Origin of the sequence: Pantoea sp. XY16 (assembly GCF_025153065.1) — a bacterium.
Classification (GTDB): domain Bacteria; phylum Pseudomonadota; class Gammaproteobacteria; order Enterobacterales; family Enterobacteriaceae; genus Pantoea; species Pantoea alfalfae.
In genome coordinates, this window is record NZ_JANZNP010000006.1 from 391,396 (window position 1) to 412,194 (window position 20,799).

A 20,799-nucleotide genomic window follows, 5' to 3' on the forward strand; every position below is an offset into this window, starting at 1 on the left:
CCTGAAGAGGTCTGACCTGATCAGTGTTAACCACAAGCGGGTGAGCCGCCAATACCGGAAAGGAAAAAGTGCGAAGAGAAACACGAAAATGAAAAACGCCGCATTAATGCGGCGTTATGAGACTTAACGCAAACCGAGCTGAAAAATCATCGTTTCAGCCTGGCAGCTGAAAGTAAAATCGATATCCAGCTGCACACCCTGATTCACCTCACTGAAGCGTGACTCAATCACACAGGGTTCCGATTCAACTTCACGTGCACGTTCGGTGAGGAGAGCTAATTTGGCTTCCGCATCGGCACGCTGAGCAAACCACTCCGACCAGCTGGCGGTGCAATCGGTATTATCCATTACCGTGCCCACATCAACACAACAACAGGCTGCTGTTTCGGTCGCACTGCATTTTTTAATGGCATCAGTCATTTCATTCTCCTGACCAGCGATCTGGTGGGTTGAGCGATTTTATGGCCGAAATTTTACCTGCTCGCGTAAAGATGCGCCATGTACATGGCGCTAAGTGACGAATATCACAATAAAAATTGATCCAGAACAAACTGGAATCGGTATGCTGTGCAGAATCAGGGCTGTTTTGTTATGCAGATCGAATTTTAAACGATCAAACCTGAAATATTTTAAAAACAATATTGCAACATGCACACAGGTCGGACCTATACTCTCCGCACTGGTCTGATATGTGCGTTTTACATCAGTCCCTACAATCCGCCGTCCTTTGTTACGCGACGTTATAGCGTTAAATAATAATTCACATGAGGTTGTGGTCATGAACCATAAAAACCTGTTTGCAAAGTCAGCCGTGGCGGCTGCAGTGGCGCTTGTCTCTTCACACGTTTACGCAGCTGGGTTTCAGTTAAATGAGTTTTCTACGATTGGTTTAGGTCGCGCATATTCAGGCGAAGGGGCAATGGGCGATACGGCGGCATCAGCCAGCCGTAACCCGGCGACGATGGCATTAATGGATCGTCCGGAATTTTCACTCGGTGCGGTCTATATTGCGCCAGATGTCAATATTAGTGGTCGCAGTCCCAGCGGACGCAGCCTGGATGCTAATAATATTGCCCCGAATCAGTGGGTTCCCAATATTCATTATGTCCAGCCCATCAACGATCAGTGGTGGATCGGCGCGTCTGCAACCTCTAACTATGGCTTAGCAACAGAGTTTAATAATGGCTACACCGCGGGGGGTTACGGCGGTAAAACCGATCTGGTGACCGGCAATTTTAATCTCAGCACCGCGTACCGTTTAAATGAACATTTTAGTTTTGGCGTCGGTTTTGATGCGGTTTATGCCAAAGCCAAAATTGAACGCTATGCCGGTGAGTCAGGCGCAAGACTGGGCGTTCCGGCTGATACGCAGGTTGCCCATCTGAAAGGCGATGAGTGGGGATATGGCTGGAACGCCGGTGTCCTGTATGAAGTGGATGAGAATAACCGCTTCGGCTTTACCTATCGTTCAGAAGTGAAAGTCGACTTCGATGGCGATTACAAAAGCAGCCTCTCTTCCCGACTGAATGCAGTGAATAATCCGGAAGTGTCAGGTGTGCCGTTTGGCACCAATGGTACCACCGTTCCTGGCGCGTTAACCCTGAATCTGCCAGAGATGTGGGAAGTATCGGGCTGGCATAAAGTGGCACCGCAGTGGGCGGTTCACTACAGCATGGCGTACACCAGCTGGAGCCAGTTCCAGGAGCTGAAAGCCACTGGCTCTAACGGCCAGACGCTGTTCTATAAAGATGAAAGCTTCCACGATGCCTACCGCATTGCACTGGGCACAACCTATTCCTACGACAAGAACTGGACGTTCCGCACCGGTATTGCGTTTGATGACAGCCCGGTTCCGGCCGATAAGCGCTCTATCTCTATTCCGGACCAGGATCGTTTATGGCTGAGTGCGGGTACGTCTTATGCCTTTAACGATGATGCCTCGGTTGATTTAGGCATCTCTTATATGCACGGACAGAAAGTGACGGTGAAAGAAGGGCCTTATACCTTTACCTCTGAAGGTAAAGCCTGGCTCTACGGTGCGAACTTTAATTACAAGTTCTGACTGGATGGTACGATCATAAAGGGCGACTCTGGTGAGTCGCCCTTTTTTATGGACGTGGATCGCTTAATGGTTCAGGGAGCATACGCCTTGCACAAAGACGCAAAACCGCCATCCCTGGCTGCTCAGCGCGGGCGATTACTCGGCGTCAATATCCTTCAGGTCATCCTGAATCGCGGCTGCGTTAGGATTATCTTCCGGCTTGAGCTTGCCGCCACGTGCCAGGAAGTCGTGACGCTGGAAGTACGCGTTACGGATAAAGGCGTACGGATCGCTCTGCTGTTTCAGGATTGCATCAGAGTCCAGCAGCTGCGCGCGGGTCTCAATCCCTTCAAGCGTCCATTTACCAATCGACATTGGCCAGGTCAGCCAGCCGAGGATCGGATAAAGCGTATCAACGTAGTCGCCGCCATCCTGACGCACCGTGAAGCTGCCGTAAGCAGGCAGCTCAACATAAGGCCCGTAGCCGACGCCATAGTGACCAAGCGTGGTACCGAAACGGTGCGGCTCTTCACGCGCCAGTTCCGGGTTCGCCTTGCCGGCAACGTCAATGAAACCGCCCAGTCCCAGCACGCTGTTCAGGAAGAAACGGGTAAAGTGAATACCCGCATCACGTCCGTTACCGACCAGAATGGCGTTGACCATACTGGCTGGCTCTTCCAGGTTGCCGAGGAAATTGCTCAGCCCGGTACGTGCCGGGACCGGCACATAATCACGCCAGGCCACAGCGACCGGACGAAGCACGTACGGATCCAGCACGTTGTAGTTAAAGTTAAACATCGTGCGGTTAAAGCCTTCAAATGGATCGCTGCGCTGCGCAGGATCGCTATTCGCCGGCTTTGAACTGGCACAACCCACCAGAAGGACGCTGGCGACAGCCAGGCTGGTCAGGCGATAATTCATTCCAATCTCCCTGTGCGGATGAAAAAGGTCAGCCCATCGTTCAGGTCACAGCCCTGTCGTATCGGCTTATCCGATGAGCATAGCTGACTTTGTGCCAGAGGCAGCAGGCAATGGCACGCATCATTTCTAACGTTATCATTTTGACGTTCAGGGTAGCTGCTTATTGATCTCCACCGCGATCGGCTGATGCCCATCCCAGGGCGTCACCGCGCTCAGACCCAGCCAGTCGCCTGGCTGCGGATTGGCGCTGCCATCGCGGGAAATCCGCACCCGGACCTCAACCTGATGCTGCGCCGAAAGCAGGCGATTCGGCATCATGGCATTGCTGTCATCCAGCGTCAGCGTCAGCGGGAAGTGGCTGAGTGGCATACGCTTAACCGCCACCGGTACCGGTGAATCCCCGTCAGAAACCGAAATATACAACACTCCGTCCTGCGGTAACATTTTTTCTGCCTCTGGGGTCAGCGTCACTGTCAGCGCCAGCTGACGACTCTGCTGCCCGGCGTCGCTTCGGGCCTTTTCAATGCTGCGGGCGATCATCGCGTGTCGCGAATCACCGGCAGGCAACAGACCCAGCAGAGTCTGCCATGCATCAATAGCCTGATCATACTGTTGCTGACCGTAAGCGTTATACGCCAGCAGGCTCAGCGTCCGCAGGTTTTGCGGATCAGCTTTAAGCAACGATTGCAGCAGCAGTGACGCCTGACGGTTATCCTGCGGATCGGCGGATCTTGTCAGCACCTCTGCATAATCCTGCTTCAGCGCCAGATCGTTGGGGGCCAGCTGTAGTGCATGCTCAAAGGCCTGGCTGGCAATCTCCGCATTATTCAGCACCATGCCGAGCCGTCCCAGCATTGTCCAGTCGGCCAGATTATCCGGTTCGGTTTGCAACGCGGTACGCAATCCGAGCTGTAAACGCGCCAGCTCCTCCATGCTTAGCGATTTTGCGCCGGGGTCCATCAGACGGGCGCGCAGCTCAGGATACGCCTGCTGCACCTGCATCCAGCCGGTGTATTGTGCCAGTCCGCCGGTTTTCAGATAAGTCCCCAGCGAAACCGCAACCAGTACGATCAAACCTGGCAGCAGAATCCAGCGGCGGCTGCTGTGTGACCGCAGCGTCTGTGCTGGCGGAATATCCGCCAGGAGTGCCTGCTGTAGCTCCCGCTCCATTAGCGGACGCTCAGCAACGACGCCCTGCGCTTCATCCTGCGCCAGCTCATCTATACGCTGATGATAGAAACGCTGATTAAGGCGATCGCGATCGCCGGCGCTCGCCTGACGTTGCCGCCAGCCTGCCGCCAGAAACAGCGTGCAGGCTGCCAGTAGCAACAAAAAAAGGGTAATCCAGAATGCACTCATTACGGCTTCCTGTCTGACTTCAGTAGCGCATTAAGACGCTGTTGCTCATCTTCATCCAGCTCACTGCGGGTTTTGCGCTGACGACTGCGCAGAATGATCACGGCGCCACCCAGTAGCACAAACAGCGCGGGACCCGCCCACAGAATCAGGGTAGAAGGCGTGACCGGTGGCGAATAGCTGACGAAGTTGCCGTAACGCGCCACCATGTAGTCGATAATCTGCTGGCGACTCTGGCCCTGCTTCATCAATTGATAGACTTTCAGTCGCATGTCGGCGGCAATCATCGCGTTCGAGTCGGCAATGCTGTTATTCTGGCATTTCGGACAGCGCAGTGACGCGGTCAGATCGCGGTATTGCTCTTCCTGAGCCTCCGAGTCAAATTGCAGCGTGTCGATGCTTGCCCACAGGTTGATGCTGAACAGCAGGCCGCAGAGCAGAAACAGCATTTTCATGATCCCGCCTCCGCACTGTATTTTATCCACAAGGGTTTCACTTCCTGCTCCCAGACGCGCGCATTGAGATCGCCCGCGTGGCGATAACGGATGATCCCTTTACCGTCGAGCAGGAAGGTCTCCGGCGCGCCATAGACGCCGAGATCCAGCCCCAGCATGCCGTTGCCGTCGTAGAGACTTAGCGCATAGGGATTGCCCAGCGTATTCAGCCAGTTAACCGCCTTCTGACGATCGTCTTTATAGTTCAACCCGACGACACGAATGCCCTGCTCCGCCAGCGTATTCAGATAGTGATGCTCAGCGCGGCAGGTCGGACACCAGGTCGCCCAGACGTTGAGCAATATCGGTTTGCCATCCGTCAGCACGCGCTGATCGTACGTTTTGCCCGGCTGATCCAGTGCTTCCAGCCGGAACAGCGGCACCGGTTTGCCAATCAGAGCCGATTCAAGACGGGTCGGATCGTCACCATCGGCATTACGCGTCAGCTGCCACAGCAGCGCGGCCGCCAGCAGCAGAAACAGCATCAGGGGAATAAACAGGATTTTCTTGTTCATGTCCGTGCCTCCGGGCCCGCTTTTTTGCGCGAACGGTAACGGGGATCAAACAGGCAGAACAGCCCACCCAGCGCCATCAGCGCACCACCGAACCAGATCCAGCGGACAAAGGGTTTGTAGTAGATGCGTACGGCCCAGCCGCCATCCTCCAGCTCCTCTCCCAGCGCCGCGTAAAGGTCGCGGCTGAAACCGCCATCAATCGCCGCTTCGGTCATCATGGTGCGGGCGGCGGTATAAAAGCGTTTTTCCGCCTGCAGCGTCGCTTCATGTTTGCCATTGCGTGTGACATCAATAATGCCCATGCCGCCACTGTAGTTAGGCCCCTGCAGATTCTGCACGCCACGGAAGACAAAGTGATAATGATGAATATCGACGCTATCACCCGCTTTCATCCGCACGTCGCGTTCCACGCTGTACTGCGTACTGAAGGCAATGCCAATCACCGTCACACCCACGCCAAGATGGCCCAGCACCATGCCCCAGTGGCTGCGTGACAGGTGACGTAAACCCACAAAGAACGGATGACGATGGGTGGCGCGCTCATGCAGTTCCAGCAGCGTCAGCACAATAATCCAGAGCGACATCAGCAGACCCACCACCGTCATCGCTTCGATGCGATCCTGCAGCCACCAGGGAACGATCATGGAACAGGCCAGAGTGACAATCAGCGCCAGCGCCAGCCGTTTTGCCAGCTTCTGCGGTTCATCGCGACGCCAGCGCACCAGCGGGCCGATCCCCATCAGCAAAGCAAACGGTGCCATCAGCCAGCTGAACATCGTGTTGAAGAAGGGTTCACCGACCGAAATGCTGCCCAGCCCCAGTTGCTTGTGCACCAGTGGCAATAGCGTGCCAAGCAGCACCACCAGCATCGCGGCAATCAGCAGCACGTTATTACCCAGCAGGAACGATTCCCGCGACCAGGTTTCATTCTGAACCCGGCCACGCACCTGCCCGCCTTTAATGGCGTAGAGCAGCAGTGAACTGCCGATAACGATCACCAGAAACGCAAGGATGAACATCCCGCGCGCCGGATCGGAGGCAAAAGAATGCACTGACACCAGCACGCCGGATCGTACCAGGAATGTCCCCAGCAGGCTAAGCGAAAACGCCGTAATCGCCAGCAGCACGGTCCAGGCTTTAAAGGTGCCGCGCTTTTCGGTGACTGCCAGCGAGTGCATCAGGGCCGTGCCCGCCAGCCACGGCATAAATGAGGCATTTTCAACCGGGTCCCAGAACCACCAGCCGCCCCAGCCCAGTTCGTAATAGGCCCAGGCCGAGCCAAGGACGATACCAATCGTCAGAAAGATCCAGGCCGCCGTCGTCCAGGGACGCGACCAGCGCGCCCACGCGGTATCGAGCCGTCCGGCCATCAGTGAGGCGATGGCAAAGGCAAACGCCACCGAGAAGCCGACGTAGCCCATATAGAGCAGCGGCGGATGGAAAATGAGACCGATATCCTGCAGCATCGGATTCAGATCATGCCCGTCTATCGGAAAGTCCGGCAGCGTGCGGCTAAACGGATTGGAGGTCAGCAGGATAAACAGCAGGAAGCCGAGGTTAATCATTCCCATGACCGCCAGCACGCGCGCAAGCGCATCCTGCGGCATCCCGCGGCTGAAGATCGCCACCGCCAGTGTCCAGGTGCTGAGCAGCAGCACCCACAGCAGCAGTGAACCTTCGTGCGCGCCCCAGGTGGCGGCGATGCGGTAGTAGACCGGCAGCAGACTGTTGGAGTTCGTGACGACATAGGCAACGGTAAAGTCGTTGCTGATAAAGGCCCAGACCAGCAGCGCAAACGCCGCCGCGATGCAGACAAACAGGCCGCAGGCCAGCGGACGCGCCATTGCCATCAGGCGGGCATCCTGGCGCACCGCGCCCCACAGCGGATAACTGCTCAGCAGCAGCGAAAGCCCCAGCGCCAGGCAGAGCAGAAAGGTTCCGATTTCAGGCATCATGAGGATTTATTTCCCGCCTGATATAACGACTGCGGGCCGATGTGATTACTTTTCATGGCGTCTTCAATCTCCGGCGGCGTGTATTTCTCATCATGTTTCGCCAGCACTTCTTTGGCGATCACCTGGTTGCCCGCCGCCAGCACGCCCTGTGCGACAACGCCCTGCCCTTCCCGGAACAGATCCGGCAGGATGCCTTCAAAACTGACGCTGACCACACCGCGCGCATCATAAAGTTTGAACGATACCGCCAGGGTATTGGGATCGCGCCGGACGCTGCCGGGCATGACCATGCCACCGACGCGCAACCGCTGACCCGCTTCCGGCTTCTCGTGCGCCTCGCCTTTGCCGTAGAGGATTTCACCCGGGGTATAGAACAGATCGATGTTTGAGCGTAGCGCATACATGACCAGCGCGGTGGCCAGGCCGAGGCCGAGCAGGATCGCTACTGCCGCATAGAGACGGTTGCGTCGACGGATATTCACAATGTCTCTCCTGCTGCTTCAGCCGCGGCTTTTTTCGTTTTCGCCGCCCGGATGCGGCGTTCCCGCGCCTCGCGCTGGCGAATCTCAGCCAGCAGGCGACGTCGCAGCAACAGGGTATGCAGCGTCAGGCCGATAAGCGGAAGCAGCGTGCAGATAACCGCCAGCCAGACGAAGAAGGCGTAGCCCCCCATCGCAAAGAAGGCGTACCAGGAGGTAAATGCCGGGGTCATGCCTGCTCTCCCTGCTTCGCCACATCTATCGCCCAGGGACGATGACGTTCAGTTAACAGGATCAGGTTGCGCAGCCGCATCAGCGTCAGCGTGATAAACAGCAGCAGATAACCGAGAATCGCCCAGCGCAGCGGTGTGCGCATGACCGGCGCAATTGCCTGCTGAAGAATGCCTGATGAGCCCTGATGCAGGGTATTCCACCACTGCACCGAGAAGTGAATGATGGGCAGATTGACCACGCCGACCAGAATCAGAATTCCGGCGGCCCGGCCTGCGGTGCGGCGGTCATCAAAAGCGTGATAAAGCGCAATCACACCCATATAGAGGAACAGCAGCACCAGTTCCGAGGTCAGACGCGCATCCCAGATCCACCAGGTGCCCCACATCGGCTTGCCCCAGGCGGACCCGGTGACCAGCGCAATAAAGGTAAAAACCGCGCCCACCGGAGCCATGGCGGCAGAGACCAGATCGGCCATTTTCATCTGCCACACCAGACCAGTAAAGGCAGCGATAGCCATTGAGGCATAGATGCCCATCGACCACATCGCCGCGGGTACATGGATATACATGATGCGAAAACTGTCGCCCTGCTGATAGTCAGCAGGGGCAAATCCGAATCCCCATACCCAGCCCAGCAGCAACGACGCCAGCCCTGCAACGGCAAACCAGGGCACCAGTCGCCCCGAAAATTGATAAAGCCGTTCAGGCCTGGCCAGCTGATGTAACGCTTTCCACATATCAGATGCTCACATTAACGATAAAAGAGTATTGCCGCGTCTTTTACGCGCGGTGGATACAAGCCGGTTACTGCAAAGTAATGCGTAGCGCCGCTGCCGTGGCAAAGGGCGCGAGCGTGGCGCTGCCCAGCAGCATCGCGCCGAGAATCGCCAGATAACCACCAATCGGCAATCCCTGACTGGCCGCCTCCATCGCCGCACTGGCGAAGATCAATACCGGAATCGCCAGCGGCAGCACCAGCAGGCTCAGCAGCACACCGCCGCGTCGCAACCCCACCGTCAGACCCACGCCAATCGCACCAAGGAAACTCAGCGTTGGCGTGCCGAGCAGCAGCGTCAGGGCCATCGCCCGCCAGCCATTAAAGTCCAGCGACAGCAGCAGAGCGGCCAGGGGCGACAGAATGATCAGCGGCACGCCGGTGACCAGCCAGTGTGCCACCACTTTGCCTATGACCGTTACCGGCAGTGGCGTCGGCAGCAGTACCAGTTGCTCCAGCGAGCCATCACTGAAGTCATCGCGAAACAGCCGTTCCAGCGCCAGCAGCGACGCCAGCAGTGCGGCAACCCAGGCAACGCCCGGCGCAATGCGCGCCAGCTGTTGCGGGTCAGGTCCGATTCCCAGCGGAAACAGGGTAATAATAATCAGGAAAAACCAGAGCGGATTAACCACATCCGCACCGCTGCGAAAAGCGATGCACAATTCACGCTGGATGAGGCGAAACAGCATCAGCCTGCCTCCCCGTCGCCGAGGCGAATTTTACGCACCCGCGCCGCATCCGCGGGCAAATCCTGATGGGTTGTCAGGATCACTGCGCCACCGTTATCGGCATGCCGGGCGAATTTCGCCATTAATTTTTTAACACCCGCTTTGTCGATAGCGGTCAGCGGCTCGTCGAGAATCCATATGCGGGCCTGGCTGAGCCACAACCGCGCCAGCGCTACCCGACGCTGCTGGCCCGCCGACAACCGGCTGACCGGCACCTCTTCGTCACCCGTGAGGTCGACACTTTCGAGTGCTGCAAAGATCTGCGCATCATTGCAACCGGGATGGTAAAAGCGCAGATTTTCCAGCGGCGTGAGTACGCCTTTGACACCGGGATGGTGGCCAAGATAAAGCATCGCCTGATGCCAGGCTTCGCGCTGCCGCAGGATGGGCTGCTGTTGCCAGCGTATTTCACCCTCTTCCGGACGGCTAAGACCCGCCAGCAGGCGCAATAACGAGGTCTTTCCGGCACCATTGGGGCCTTCAATCTGCACAATGTCACCAGCAGAGACACGAAAAGAGAGCCGCCGGAACAGCGCGCGTTCGTCGTATGCACAAGTGAGCGTAATGATTTCCAACATCGAGGGGAGAATCGCACCAGCTAAAAGTGGCCGGGATATTACCACAATGTTGCTGTGGGCCGAAGTGTGAGCTACCGCTCAGTTTCGATACCAGTAGCTTATTCGTGCGATATCGCAAAGAGTCTGAATAAAAATGCAGTTCCGAAAAACGTTGTTACGCTTATTCGCACTGGTCGTTACATTATCAGCAAATAAAAAACGGCTACGCTTATTACGCGACAGCACTATCACCCGGAGAAAATATGAAGCCTTCATCAGGTAATGAACAGGGTCCAAACGACGTAGAGAGTGAAGAGAAGGATAAGGGCACTGACATCGAAGTCGATGAGGAGGCTTTACCCTCCCGCGCCGCCGCCATCCATGAAGAGATCCGCCAGGATGGGGAGAAGGAGCTGGAGCGCGACGGTGTGGCGCTGCTCTGGTCAGCCATTGCGGCGGGCTTATCCATGGGTGCCTCGCTGATGGCGAAGGGGATATTTCAGGTGCATCTGGATGGCGTACCCGGCGCATTCCTGCTGGAAAACCTCGGTTATACCTTTGGTTTTGTTATCGTTATTATGGCGCGCCAGCAACTGTTTACTGAAAATACCGTTACCGCCGTGTTACCAGTGATGCACAAACCGACCTGGAGTAATGCGGGTCTGCTGTTGCGGTTATGGGGCATTGTTTTATTCGGAAATTTAATCGGTACGGCACTCGGTGCGCTGGCGTTCAATGAGATGCCGATATTTGACGATGCCACCCGTCAGGCCTTTACCAATATCAGTATGAAGGTGATGGAACACACCCCTGGCGAGATGTTTGCTAATGCGGTGATTTCCGGCTGGATTATCGCCACCATGGTCTGGATGTTCCCCTCTGCGGGCGGCGCTAAACTGCTGGTCATTGTCATGATGACCTGGCTGGTTGCGCTGGGCGATCTCGCACATATCGTTGTGGGCTCGGTCGAAGTGCTCTATCTGGTGTTTAACGGCACTATCAGCTGGCATGAATTTTTGTGGCCGTTTGCCCTGCCGACGCTGCTTGGCAACATTACCGGCGGCACCCTGATTTTTGCGCTGATCAGCCACGCACAGATCCGTAATGACATGAGTGAGGCGGCAGTAGCGAAAGCGAAGGCGGAAAAACGGAAGCAGGAGAAACGCCGTCAGCGCGAAGAGCAGGAAAAGGCGGAGTAACAGTCAGTCGATCAGAGTCATGCTGTGCAGGTTTTTCTGGCAGCATGACTCCGTGACACACTGACGGCAAAAAGATGGAAATCGTTCGCTGAGGAAAGATGAGTATGCAAGAGCAGCTATTATCGTTTGCATTTAGCGCTCATCAACCGTAAATTAATTTGACCTCTTGTCAATTTACTTCTTAATATCTTCAGAATATTCCCATCCTGGAGTACAGGTTAATAGAATCTGAAAGCACCTAACAAAATCCTTTCCTTATATTAACCCTCATCAGCATTTGAATAAATATATATAACCCTCAACATATATTGCACGACCGGATTTTTTGTTACATTTACCGCCAACAGGAAAGCTTAATTCCTGACGCGATGCTGTAAAAACCGGACTGGTAACTTATTTAGTTTTCCGCTTTAATTTTATTAAGGCGAGAAAAAGTTAAGTCCTGAAAAAACATTTATTTTCGCGCCTGGCCACTTCCTGTTAATTACACACAACCAGGACCGGGTAATTAATCCTGCGTCATCACGTTAAGAGCTTTTTTAATGTAGCAACGCACGCCACATTAATCAGACTCAATAATAGGATTATAAAAATGAAAAAATTAGCGTTTAATAAAATCACTGCAGGAATTGCCCTGTTAATGACCTGCCAGGTCGCTTTCGCCACCTCGACTACCGCTGACGTCGGCGGTGGCACAATCACCTTTTACGGTGCGGTGACTGATGCAACCTGTAACGTAACAACTAACAGCGGAAGTGACTTCGCCGTTGATTTAAATCCGGTCACCAGCAGCGACATGGGAACTACGGTCGGTGTCATTCCGACGAATGCAAAACAGTTTACGCTGAATGTCGATGGCTGTTCGGGTTTCAACAGCACTAGCACTACAGCGCAAACGCTGAAAATCACCTTTTCAGGCGGAAATGTTTCTGATGATAACACCTACCTGAAAAACACAACCGGTACCTCCAGCGGTGTAGGCATTGGTATTACTAAAGATGGTAGTCAGCTGGTTACCCTGAACACGGCGCTGGACACTGGCCTGAAAACCACCTCTTCAGATGGTACAAACTTTGATACCGCACCAGCTTCTGGCGCTATTAACTACTATGCCAACTACTACAACTACGGTGGCGCAGCAGTAACAGCCGGTTCAGTAGTGACCACTGCAACTTATACCTTCAATTACGATTAACTGTAAAACAGGATATTTCGCTCAGACAAGGATGTCTAAAAATGAGGACTGAAAATGAAACTCGTTTCTTTAGGCACATTGCTGTGCATTATTTCATTAAGCGCAAACGCCAGCGTGGTGATGAATAATACGCGTGTTATCTATAGTGGTGACAAGAAAAGCGTCAACGTACAGCTCGTCAATAAATCAGCAGAAGCTCATCTCGTTCAGTCATGGATAGACAACGGAAATCCTGATGCGAAGCCTGAAAACCTCCGGCTGGCACTGGCTGTCGTACCCTCGGTAGTGCGCATCGGCGCCAATGATGGCCAGATTCTGACTGTAGTAAAAAACAATCTGGCAGCCTCGCTGCCAAAAGATCGTGAAAGCCTCTTCTGGCTGAATTTCATTGATATCCCACCTAACCCGAAAGATAAAAGCGGTAGCTACCTCCAGTTCGCTGTCAGAAACCGCGTCAAAGTTTTTTATCGCCCCGCTAATCTGAGTGTCGATCAAAATAAACTACAGGATTATCTTAAGCTGACCCATGATAATAATGGTATTTGTATTAATAATAGCTCGCCCTATTACGTCACCGTGGCAGGATTAAGCAAAGTCAGGAATGGCAGCAAAAAAGATAACCTGCTGCAGGAAACCGTGCTGGCAAAACCCTTTAGTTGCGCTTCGACAGGTAAGTCTGCGGGCTTGTCCATCCAGGGGAAATTTTATCTGACATATATTGATGATTTCGGAACCTTAAGAACAGTTGATATCAGCCGCTAATGAACACCAGACTGACTCTTTTAAAAACAACGTTACTTTTCATCAGCATCGCTGTGTGTATTCGCAGCTATGCTGAGGAAGAATTTAATCAGGGCTTTATGCTCGGTAGCGCCTCGAATGAAGCCTGGTCCGGTGAGAGAAACCCTATCTCTCCTGGCGTCTACAGCGTGGATATTTATGTTAATAAAGAGTGGAAAGGTAATCATCAGCTAAGAGTAGAAGGGAATGGCGTCTTTCTTATTCCCAAAAAAGATATCAGTGCTTTAGATATCAAAAGCGACCCTGACGCACACAATAAGATACTGACGCCGCTGAACCAGGATTGGGTTGACCTGCAGGATATTCTCACTGGCGACGCGCTTAAGTTTCGTCAGGATATTTTCCAGCTGGATATTACCGTCCCGCAGGCTCGTATTATTGCGCACGACCGCAACTGGATGCCGCCGGAACTGTGGGATAAAGGTATCACCGGACTTTTCACTAATTACAGCGCAATCTATTCCGGAGGAAAATACAATAACAGTAATGACCAGTCGAACCTCTACCTGACCCTGAACAGCGGGTTTAATGTTGCTGACTGGCATCTGCGCGACAATAGTTACTATTATCGAAATCAGACCGATTCAAGATGGATTAACCGTTCTCGTTATCTTGAAAAATCTCTACCTTCAATAAGCTCGACGGTTAAAGTGGGTGAAGATAATACCAGTTCATCCTGGTTTGACAGTGTAAAGTTCCGTGGCGTGAGTCTGACTAAAGATCTCGGCATGCTGCCGGACAGCTACCGAACTTATATGCCAGTGATCAGCGGCATAGCACAAACCAATGCGATAGTTAAAGTGCTGCAGGATGACCGGATCGTTTTTCAGCAAAGCGTACCCGCGGGCCCTTTTGAGTTTAGTGATCTGATGCCAACCGGTTCACGTTCCGATCTCTATCTGGTGATTGAAAACGCGGATGGCAGTAAAACTACAACCGTCATTCCTTATTCGTCTGCAGGCAGCCTGCTCAGGAGCGGCTCAACCGACTGGGCAATGTATACCGGTAAATTCAAAAGTGACGCCCTGTTCAGACAGAGTAATTTTTTACAGGCAGAGTACAGCCGGGGGATCAATAATTATCTGACGCTGGTGACCGGTGCCATAGCTGCCGAAAAATATCAGTCCGGACTGATTGGTACCGGTCTGCTCGTTCCGTGGCTCGGAACACTCACCACCAGCTATCAATATACCCAGGCGAATTTAGCAGAGGATAAGCAGCAGGGTGAGAAAGTCCGGGTAGCACTGAATAAACATTTTCCAACCCGAACATCCGTCACTGTTGCGGCCTCTTACAGCGACAAAAATTTCATTACGCTGAGTCAGGCAGACACTACCGCTGAATATATCAGTGACCGTATAGGCTATCGAGCTCAGGAAAAGAACAGTCTGAACCTGGCAATTGATCAACAATTGCCAGCCGGTTTCGGCAGGTTAAACGCCAGCCTGTACGCTGTGGGTTACTGGAATACCGAAAAAGTCTCTCGCCAGTTTAGTGTGGGATGGAGCAATACTTATAATCAGATTTCCTGGTCAGTTAACGCAGGCAAAAGAATCTATACCAATGCTGAACTGTATGAAGAGAATCGCAGTAAGGCGGTTTATCGCCAGGAAGAGTACGCCAGTTTAACACTCAGCATTCCCTGGAGCCTATTTGGGCACGATGGCACAGTCAGTGCTTCATCCAGTGTTGAGGGAAGCCAGTCAAGCGCCTCGCTGGGCTGGAATGAAAAGGTTTCAGACGCGTTCAGGTATAACCTGTTAGTGAATAATCGAAGCCGTGACGGTGCCTCATCCGGCGGTTATTTCTCTTATGCCTCTCCGTGGTCGACCTTTACCGGGAATCTGACACAGGGCGAGAAATATACCCAATATGGCGCGACGGCTTCGGGAACGATTCTGCTCTCTCAGCACGGCTTGCTAACGTCACCACAGACCGGTAATCACTTCGTGATTATTGATGCGCCAGGCGTTGCGGGTGCGAAAGTTAATGGTAACGCGACAATTTATACTAACAGTCAGGGTAAGGCGCTGGTGCCCTTCGCGACGCCGTGGCGTAAAAATACGTTTTATCTTAACTCTGAATCAGCCAGTGATATTCAGGGGAATATTAAAAAAATTGCGCCGTGGAAAGGCAGTATTTCTTATGTGAAATACATTACGGATACCCGTAAAACCTTTTCTCTGCAGGCGCGCTATACAGATGGAACGCCGCTGGCGTTTGGTGCCGCTCTGTTCGACCGTAAAGGTGGCGAATTAGGGTATGTGGCGCAGGGTGGGCTTATTTACGTTAAAGCCGATACCCTGCCTGACTATATTCTGGCACGGACCGATAAACAGCAGTCCTGCGTAATTAAAAACGCGGTTCTCACCGGAGATAATCTATGCACACGTTTATAAAGAATCTGTTAATCGCCTCGGGATTATTTTTCGCACTCGCCATCGTTTCAATTAATCAGGCGCTGGCATATTGTAACCCTTATACGCTGGCTACTGATAAGGCGACTGTTGCCACTTCCACAACAAGTGATATTGATCTGGCTAATATGCTTTCACTGGCAAGCAGTTATTCCGTCACCAGTAGCTCAAATTTTTCGGCATTTAAACTGGGCTGTGCCAATGGTGGTGAAACCCTCTATTACCGTAACGGTCTTGAAGGCGGCTACACAGTAAAATTCACGACAGGCGACCAGGAAAATTACATCAAATTTACGGCATCTCTTCCGGTGACCAGTAAAAATTTTAGTGCGGGACTGTCACAGGATTATCCGGCTTCCGATTTTGATACTGACATTACAATTCATGCTGAAATAACAGACAGCACTACTTATGATACTGCCACCACCAATGGCAAGACAGAACTTCCATTGATGTATTTGATCTCATCGAACGGCAGTACTGCTTATCCTACTGCCAGTGCGCTTCGTGGTCTGGTAGCGACTAAAGCTGCAGCCGCGTCCGCTTCTTATATCGATCTAAAAGGATTTGCGTCGATCGATATCTCATTTGTGCCGGTCAGCACGACCTGCAGCATCCAGAATCAGCAGTTCACCCTGCCTTCTACAACGCTGTTTACCCTTAAATCCGGTGATTACTCGGATACGCGCTTCTCTATTCCCCTCTCCTGCAGTGGAAGCATTGACAGTAAGGCAACGAAAACGTTTAACCTGCGTGCCTACAGTAACGATATTGTTGATAGTGCTAACTACATCGTCAGGAATGCCTCTTCCACCTCTTCAGGCATCGGCTTTCAGCTGTTTAATACCCTTTCTGATCCATTGAAATTCACGACCGGTTATGACTCCGCATCAACCTCACTGGCAGCGATGACCAAAGGCAAAGATCTCGTTTCATCGCTGACGGCGATCGATATTGGTGCACGCTATAAAATTTTTGATGCAGCGAATGCATCACCTGGCACCGTGGTCGGCACCATTATTATCTATATGGAATATGAGTAAGCTTACTGGCGGCGATGCGCTTATTTTGGGTTTAGCACCTTCGCCGTCACGACCTGAATAGCAGCAGAAGGAAGACATAAAAGCAGTGTTGCTGGCGGAATGAGCAAACGCACGGCAACCTGGTGAATCTTCAGACCTCTTTCGCTATACTGCACGCCGCGGTCCTCTTAGTTAAATGGATATAACGAGCCCCTCCTAAGGGCTAGTTGCAGGTTCGATTCCTGCAGGGGACACCAGACTTCTCCTCTTTTGAAAACGCCCCCATCATTTAAAACCCTTAAAAATTAACATCAGGCCATTAATGACGGCTACCCCCCTTTGCCTTTTCTCTGCTCACTTACCATTGATTGCTTAACGGCTATGGCTATGCTCTTCAGACAAATGAATGAACACCTGCGAATGCGTTGTAATCATGACCGGCCGGGTATGGGTAATTGGCTGCATCGAATGCTTCAGATATTTTTTATTTAGATGCATTCTGTTTTATTTCTGCATAACGGGCAATCAGTTGCTTCAGGTGCATCTCCAGCTGAGCTTTGGCAGCAGCAGGCAGAGGTTCGCCTGCGGGATTTTGTGACAATGCCCTTAGCTGCTCTTCAGCCGGTATCGATTGGCTGAAAGACTGCATGGCTGAAAAAACGACTGACTTCAGCTCACTGACCGTTACGTATTTACCTTTCTGCTCATCAAGCCCGTTAAGTCTGTCGCTGAGTTTTTGTAGCGTTGTCATTCCCTGATACCAGTCAGCAAGATGTTCTGTCGGTAATGCAATCGCCTTGAGTTGCTGCTGCCAGTTTTGTGCCAGAGGTTTAGCCTGCTCTGGCGAAAGCACCTGCGCCTGTTTTACAAGCTGTCGACTGAAGTCCATATTCCAGCCAGGCGGCAACTTATCCAGTCGGGCAAGCTGCCGCTGTGTCTGTGCGATAAGATCCTGCGGTAACGGAGTCTGCTGACGCAACATCCCCAACTGTTCAGACGTGAGAGGTGCAGGGAACGGAGCCAGTGAAGCAGCAAGCTGATTCTGTAGAGGGTCTGGCCGGTGAAGAAAATGCCAGCTCCACACTGAAACTATGCTTATTACCAGCATGGTACACATCCCGGCGGAGAAGGATTTCCATTTTTTTATCGGAGTGGGCATAGTTGCCAGCACTTCCACATTCGGCTGCTGTTCCGACTGCGCAACGTAAGCCCTCTTCACTGCACTCTCTGGCGTATCTTCATCCGGATCACCAGCAAAGTCTCTGGTGGATGCTGTCGCATCATTCATCACGGTGGCAGCCAACACGATACCTGGCTGAATGTTCGACCCGCTGCTGGTTATGCCATCGCTGTTTTCCAGCCGGACAGCACTGTTGTGCATCAGGGTACGCAACGTATCGAGCTGACTCAGATGCTTAAGTTCCAGACGCTGCAGTACCTCTCCGAGTCCGGTAAGCAGTTGCTCCGCCCGATACAGGTGGCTGAGGTCGCTGTAATTCAGCGGCAGCGAGCGCATCCGTTGCTGCAGGCGCTGACTCAGGCTGCTGAGGATTTCCATGCGCGCATGGACTGGCTGCCCGGCACCGGGAAAGGATTGGTGGTGTGCCGCCTGCCTGCGCATTCACCCAGTAACGAACTGCTGAGAAATGGACGTGGCGGAGTGGTGCGCATATCAAACGGGACTTCGGCTTTATACCACCACCGATAATCTCGTTTGATTTCATCCACGCGAATAAGTCCACTGAGCATCAGTTGCTTCAGGCTCATTTGATAGCTTTTGCCGTTGCGACGGATTTCTGCCGACAACCGTGGAAAACGCATCGCGTACTCCACCTTGATGTGCAGGTATTGCCGGTTATCGCTCGTCGGCAAACGCGACTGTTTCTCCACCATCTCAACGCCGGTTGTCGTACAGTCCCACGGCTGATTATTGGTCCCGGTGGGAATGTCAACGCCCGGGGTATCGGGTAAATCGGGCGGTTCCATTACACAAGGGTGAGTGAGCCGTCAGTCGCGCCCACGGAAAAAATAGTCTGTGGCAGACTGAAGCCCTGCAGTTCGAGCAGCGCCAGTGGCCCGTTGCTAAGCTCACTGCGCATGATAAATTTCAGAGGATTACCGTCCGGCGTGATCCACACCAGTTGGGTACGGCTGCTGTCTAGCGGGGTGATCAGCGCCTTATCCAGCAGGCGGATGAAGCCCCAGTTCCCCTGGTTGCTTTCATACAGGCGCATTTCGGTGTTCACTGAACGCCAGCTCAAATCGACACCCGGATAGTAAGTATTCCCCGGCCAGGTGAAACTCTGCCAGCTTTCCATCTGGTTGAAGTAATCCAGTTTCTGACCATCGAGCGTCAGCTGGGTGCGGGCCACATCGCGTGACGGTCGGGCCATCAGTTCGAAATGAACCCCGGCATCGCCCTGGGCAAAGACAATATCCGAGATATCGGCAAGCTTATTGATGGCGGCGAGAAACGCAGGGCTGATGCTCATTCCCTGGCTGGCAGCCGGATTCACCACCCAGTGACTGCCTTCCTGATGCAGCATGCCGCCGAGATTGTTTTTGATAAATTCCGCGATACGCCCGGAGTCGCTGCGCAGGAACTGGGCCAGCAGTGGCAGTGAAGCATCGCTGCCGGTGGCCTTAAACGGATAGCGTCCGGCAAAGGCGGTGTTCCACTGCGAAACAATGGTGCTCTGCCAGCGGGCATTGAGGCTGCCTGCCGCCGGAGCCAGCACCTGACGCCAGGCCAAATCGAGCGGCTGCACAAACAATGACTGCCCGAAACCGTTCCACTCCTGCCCGAGACTTGCCGCTACCAGAGAGCCGTAGTCACGGGTGTCGGTCAGGTCAATGGCTTTTCCCTGGAAAACAGTCTGGGCCAGCATCTGCGCCATCGCCTGCGGATCAGGGGCGCTGGTCACCTGCTGCAGCTTGAGACGCACCTGGGTTACACGGGCAAGCCAGGACTGGAAGCTGAGGTTACCGTTTGAGCCGGTACCGTCCTTGCCGGCCATCAGCCCCGTGAGCGGCCCAAAGACGCCGTCCAGCGGCCCTTTCGGCCCCTGCGCCTGTTCAATAAATTGTTTTGCACTCTTCTGACGCCCCACCAGTTTTTTCGCCGAGTCCACCAGGGTGTCAGCCAGGGCTTCTTCTTTGGCACCCGTCTGTCCCTGCCAGGCAAGCGTATTCATCAGCGCCACCAGAGGGGACTGACGCACATCCGCCAGCAGATTCAGCTGCGCAATGGCCTCCGAAAGCGATGACGCTTCGTGCCACTGAATGCTGTTGGCCATGTTGAGCCAGGCGTTGCCAAAGTCGGTGAAATAACGCTCAGTCAGGCGCTGTTTCAGCGCTTCCGGTGACACATCACTGCCCGGCTGATGGGTTTTGTCGGTCAGCACCCAGTCGATTTCATCGCGGCGGGTCTTCACCACTTCATCAATCGCATCTTCAACCTGCTCTTCCCATGCCTGACGGGTAAACATCCCCGGCACCACTTGTTCAGAAGAAAACAGGGTTGACGCGTCCGTGTCGCCGGTCATATCTGCCAGGGTTAAATCCGGCCAGTTTCGGGCAATGCGCCCGAGCATCTCCTGGTACAGACCGGATTCGGCGTTACGCTGACCAATTTGTTTGAGCAAAATCTGGCGCACCGTACCCACCAGTTCGCGGTCAGGGGTAATTTTCCATTCCGGGTGTGCCGACAGATTCTGCGTCCAGAAGCCGAGCAGCTTCGGTGCCTGGGTCTGCCACACGCTTTCCGGCACGCCGCTGCGGTGTGGCCAACGCCACATATACTGTCACCGGGGCATTGCCGGCAGAAGCCGGTGCCTCGATTTCACGTGGCTCCGGAGGCAGGTCACTGAATCGGGTATCAACCAGTGTGTCATCCGGTAGCCAGAGACGAAGTGACTGCGCCTGCACGCGGCCGGAGGCCAGCATCGCGTCATCAAGCTCAACCCGACCAACCCCCCAGGGGAAAGCATTTCCGCGGGCGGCAATACCGGCCCGGGAAAATGCATCCCATTCAGACTGCTGCTGGAACTGCTGAGGGGCCAGAAGCGCCCCTTCATTCCATAACGGACGATGAATTTTCATCCCTGATTTC

18 protein-coding genes, 1 tRNA gene and 3 pseudogenes are annotated in these 20,799 nt (G+C 53.6%); 7 read left to right on the forward strand and 15 right to left on the reverse strand.

The window, feature by feature from the left end:
• Positions 1-123 precede the first annotated feature (123 nt).
• On the reverse strand, positions 124-420 hold the full coding sequence (locus N1689_RS11660; protein ID WP_161733432.1) for a YfcZ/YiiS family protein: 297 nt from the start codon (positions 418-420) through the stop codon (positions 124-126).
• A 358-nt stretch (positions 421-778) separates the two neighbouring features.
• Between N1689_RS11660 and fadL the strand changes: the two genes are divergently transcribed.
• Positions 779-2,062 (forward strand): long-chain fatty acid transporter FadL, encoded by a 1,284-nt coding sequence (fadL, locus tag N1689_RS11665; protein WP_161733434.1) that lies wholly within the window; start codon positions 779-781, stop codon positions 2,060-2,062.
• Between the two features lie 135 nt (positions 2,063-2,197).
• Here fadL and mlaA read toward each other — a convergent pair whose 3' ends face one another.
• From mlaA to ccmA, 10 genes are all read right to left on the reverse strand, one after another.
• Positions 2,198-2,962, reverse strand: a complete 765-nt coding sequence (gene mlaA, locus N1689_RS11670) for a phospholipid-binding lipoprotein MlaA (RefSeq protein ID WP_137229673.1) — start codon at positions 2,960-2,962, stop codon at positions 2,198-2,200.
• A 147-nt stretch (positions 2,963-3,109) separates the two neighbouring features.
• Positions 3,110-4,321: a c-type cytochrome biogenesis protein CcmI gene (ccmI, locus tag N1689_RS11675; RefSeq protein WP_222925177.1), complete on the reverse strand. Its 1,212-nt coding sequence runs from the start codon at positions 4,319-4,321 to the stop codon at positions 3,110-3,112.
• Positions 4,321-4,773 (reverse strand): cytochrome c-type biogenesis protein, encoded by a 453-nt coding sequence (locus N1689_RS11680; protein ID WP_222925176.1) that lies wholly within the window; start codon positions 4,771-4,773, stop codon positions 4,321-4,323. The genes ccmI and N1689_RS11680 overlap by 1 nt, the downstream gene beginning before the upstream one ends.
• The gene (locus tag N1689_RS11685; protein WP_260058942.1) at positions 4,770-5,327 is read right to left on the reverse strand and encodes a DsbE family thiol:disulfide interchange protein; all 558 of its coding nucleotides are present in this window, start codon (positions 5,325-5,327) and stop codon (positions 4,770-4,772) included. The genes N1689_RS11680 and N1689_RS11685 overlap by 4 nt, the downstream gene beginning before the upstream one ends.
• Entirely contained in the window at positions 5,324-7,282 is a 1,959-nt protein-coding gene (locus tag N1689_RS11690) for a heme lyase CcmF/NrfE family subunit (protein ID WP_161733440.1), read from the reverse strand. Before N1689_RS11690 ends, N1689_RS11685 begins: the two co-directional genes overlap by 4 nt.
• Complete coding sequence (ccmE, locus tag N1689_RS11695) at positions 7,279-7,764, reverse strand: cytochrome c maturation protein CcmE (protein ID WP_161733442.1); 486 nt, start codon at positions 7,762-7,764, stop codon at positions 7,279-7,281. The genes N1689_RS11690 and ccmE overlap by 4 nt, the downstream gene beginning before the upstream one ends.
• A complete protein-coding gene (ccmD, locus tag N1689_RS11700) occupies positions 7,761-7,994 on the reverse strand; it encodes a heme exporter protein CcmD (protein ID WP_161733444.1) in 234 nt (77 codons plus the stop codon). The genes ccmE and ccmD overlap by 4 nt, the downstream gene beginning before the upstream one ends.
• Positions 7,991-8,731 carry a heme ABC transporter permease gene (locus N1689_RS11705; RefSeq protein ID WP_161733446.1) on the reverse strand — a complete coding sequence of 247 codons (741 nt, stop codon included), beginning with the start codon at positions 8,729-8,731 and terminating at the stop codon, positions 7,991-7,993. The genes ccmD and N1689_RS11705 overlap by 4 nt, the downstream gene beginning before the upstream one ends.
• Positions 8,732-8,798: 67 nt before the next feature.
• Positions 8,799-9,458 carry a heme exporter protein CcmB gene (gene ccmB, locus N1689_RS11710; protein WP_260058945.1) on the reverse strand — a complete coding sequence of 220 codons (660 nt, stop codon included), beginning with the start codon at positions 9,456-9,458 and terminating at the stop codon, positions 8,799-8,801.
• Positions 9,458-10,075: a cytochrome c biogenesis heme-transporting ATPase CcmA gene (ccmA, locus tag N1689_RS11715; protein WP_253419497.1), complete on the reverse strand. Its 618-nt coding sequence runs from the start codon at positions 10,073-10,075 to the stop codon at positions 9,458-9,460. Before ccmA ends, ccmB begins: the two co-directional genes overlap by 1 nt.
• Positions 10,076-10,317: 242 nt before the next feature.
• On the opposite strand from ccmA, the gene N1689_RS11720 reads away from it, so the two are divergent.
• From N1689_RS11720 to N1689_RS11745, 6 genes are all read left to right on the forward strand, one after another.
• On the forward strand, positions 10,318-11,253 hold the full coding sequence (locus tag N1689_RS11720; protein ID WP_161733452.1) for a formate/nitrite transporter family protein: 936 nt from the start codon (positions 10,318-10,320) through the stop codon (positions 11,251-11,253).
• A 592-nt stretch (positions 11,254-11,845) separates the two neighbouring features.
• On the forward strand, positions 11,846-12,448 hold the full coding sequence (locus tag N1689_RS11725; RefSeq protein WP_161733454.1) for a fimbrial protein: 603 nt from the start codon (positions 11,846-11,848) through the stop codon (positions 12,446-12,448).
• A 54-nt stretch (positions 12,449-12,502) separates the two neighbouring features.
• Positions 12,503-13,210: a molecular chaperone gene (locus tag N1689_RS11730; RefSeq protein ID WP_161733456.1), complete on the forward strand. Its 708-nt coding sequence runs from the start codon at positions 12,503-12,505 to the stop codon at positions 13,208-13,210.
• A 53-nt stretch (positions 13,211-13,263) separates the two neighbouring features.
• Complete coding sequence (locus N1689_RS11735) at positions 13,264-15,648, forward strand: fimbria/pilus outer membrane usher protein (protein ID WP_260058949.1); 2,385 nt, start codon at positions 13,264-13,266, stop codon at positions 15,646-15,648.
• The gene (locus N1689_RS11740) at positions 15,633-16,709 is read left to right on the forward strand and encodes a fimbrial protein (protein WP_161733460.1); all 1,077 of its coding nucleotides are present in this window, start codon (positions 15,633-15,635) and stop codon (positions 16,707-16,709) included. The genes N1689_RS11735 and N1689_RS11740 overlap by 16 nt, the downstream gene beginning before the upstream one ends.
• A gap of 161 nt (positions 16,710-16,870) precedes the next feature.
• Positions 16,871-16,945: transfer RNA gene (locus N1689_RS11745), tRNA-Arg, on the forward strand.
• A gap of 227 nt (positions 16,946-17,172) precedes the next feature.
• Here N1689_RS11745 and N1689_RS11750 read toward each other — a convergent pair.
• From N1689_RS11750 to tssK, 4 genes and pseudogenes are all read right to left on the reverse strand, one after another.
• A pseudogene (locus tag N1689_RS11750) lies at positions 17,173-18,264 on the reverse strand (VasL domain-containing protein); the annotation flags it as partial.
• Positions 18,264-18,674, reverse strand: a pseudogene (locus N1689_RS22110) (VRR-NUC domain-containing protein); the annotation flags it as partial. The pseudogenes N1689_RS11750 and N1689_RS22110, both read right to left, overlap by 1 nt.
• Positions 18,674-20,473 (reverse strand): annotated as a pseudogene (locus N1689_RS11760) (ImcF-related family protein); the annotation flags it as partial. The pseudogenes N1689_RS22110 and N1689_RS11760, both read right to left, overlap by 1 nt.
• Positions 20,364-20,789, reverse strand: coding sequence for a type VI secretion system baseplate subunit TssK (tssK, locus tag N1689_RS11765; RefSeq protein WP_260058953.1), 426 nt, complete (start codon positions 20,787-20,789; stop codon positions 20,364-20,366). The gene tssK and the pseudogene N1689_RS11760, both read right to left, overlap by 110 nt.
• Positions 20,790-20,799: the final 10 nt, after the last annotated feature.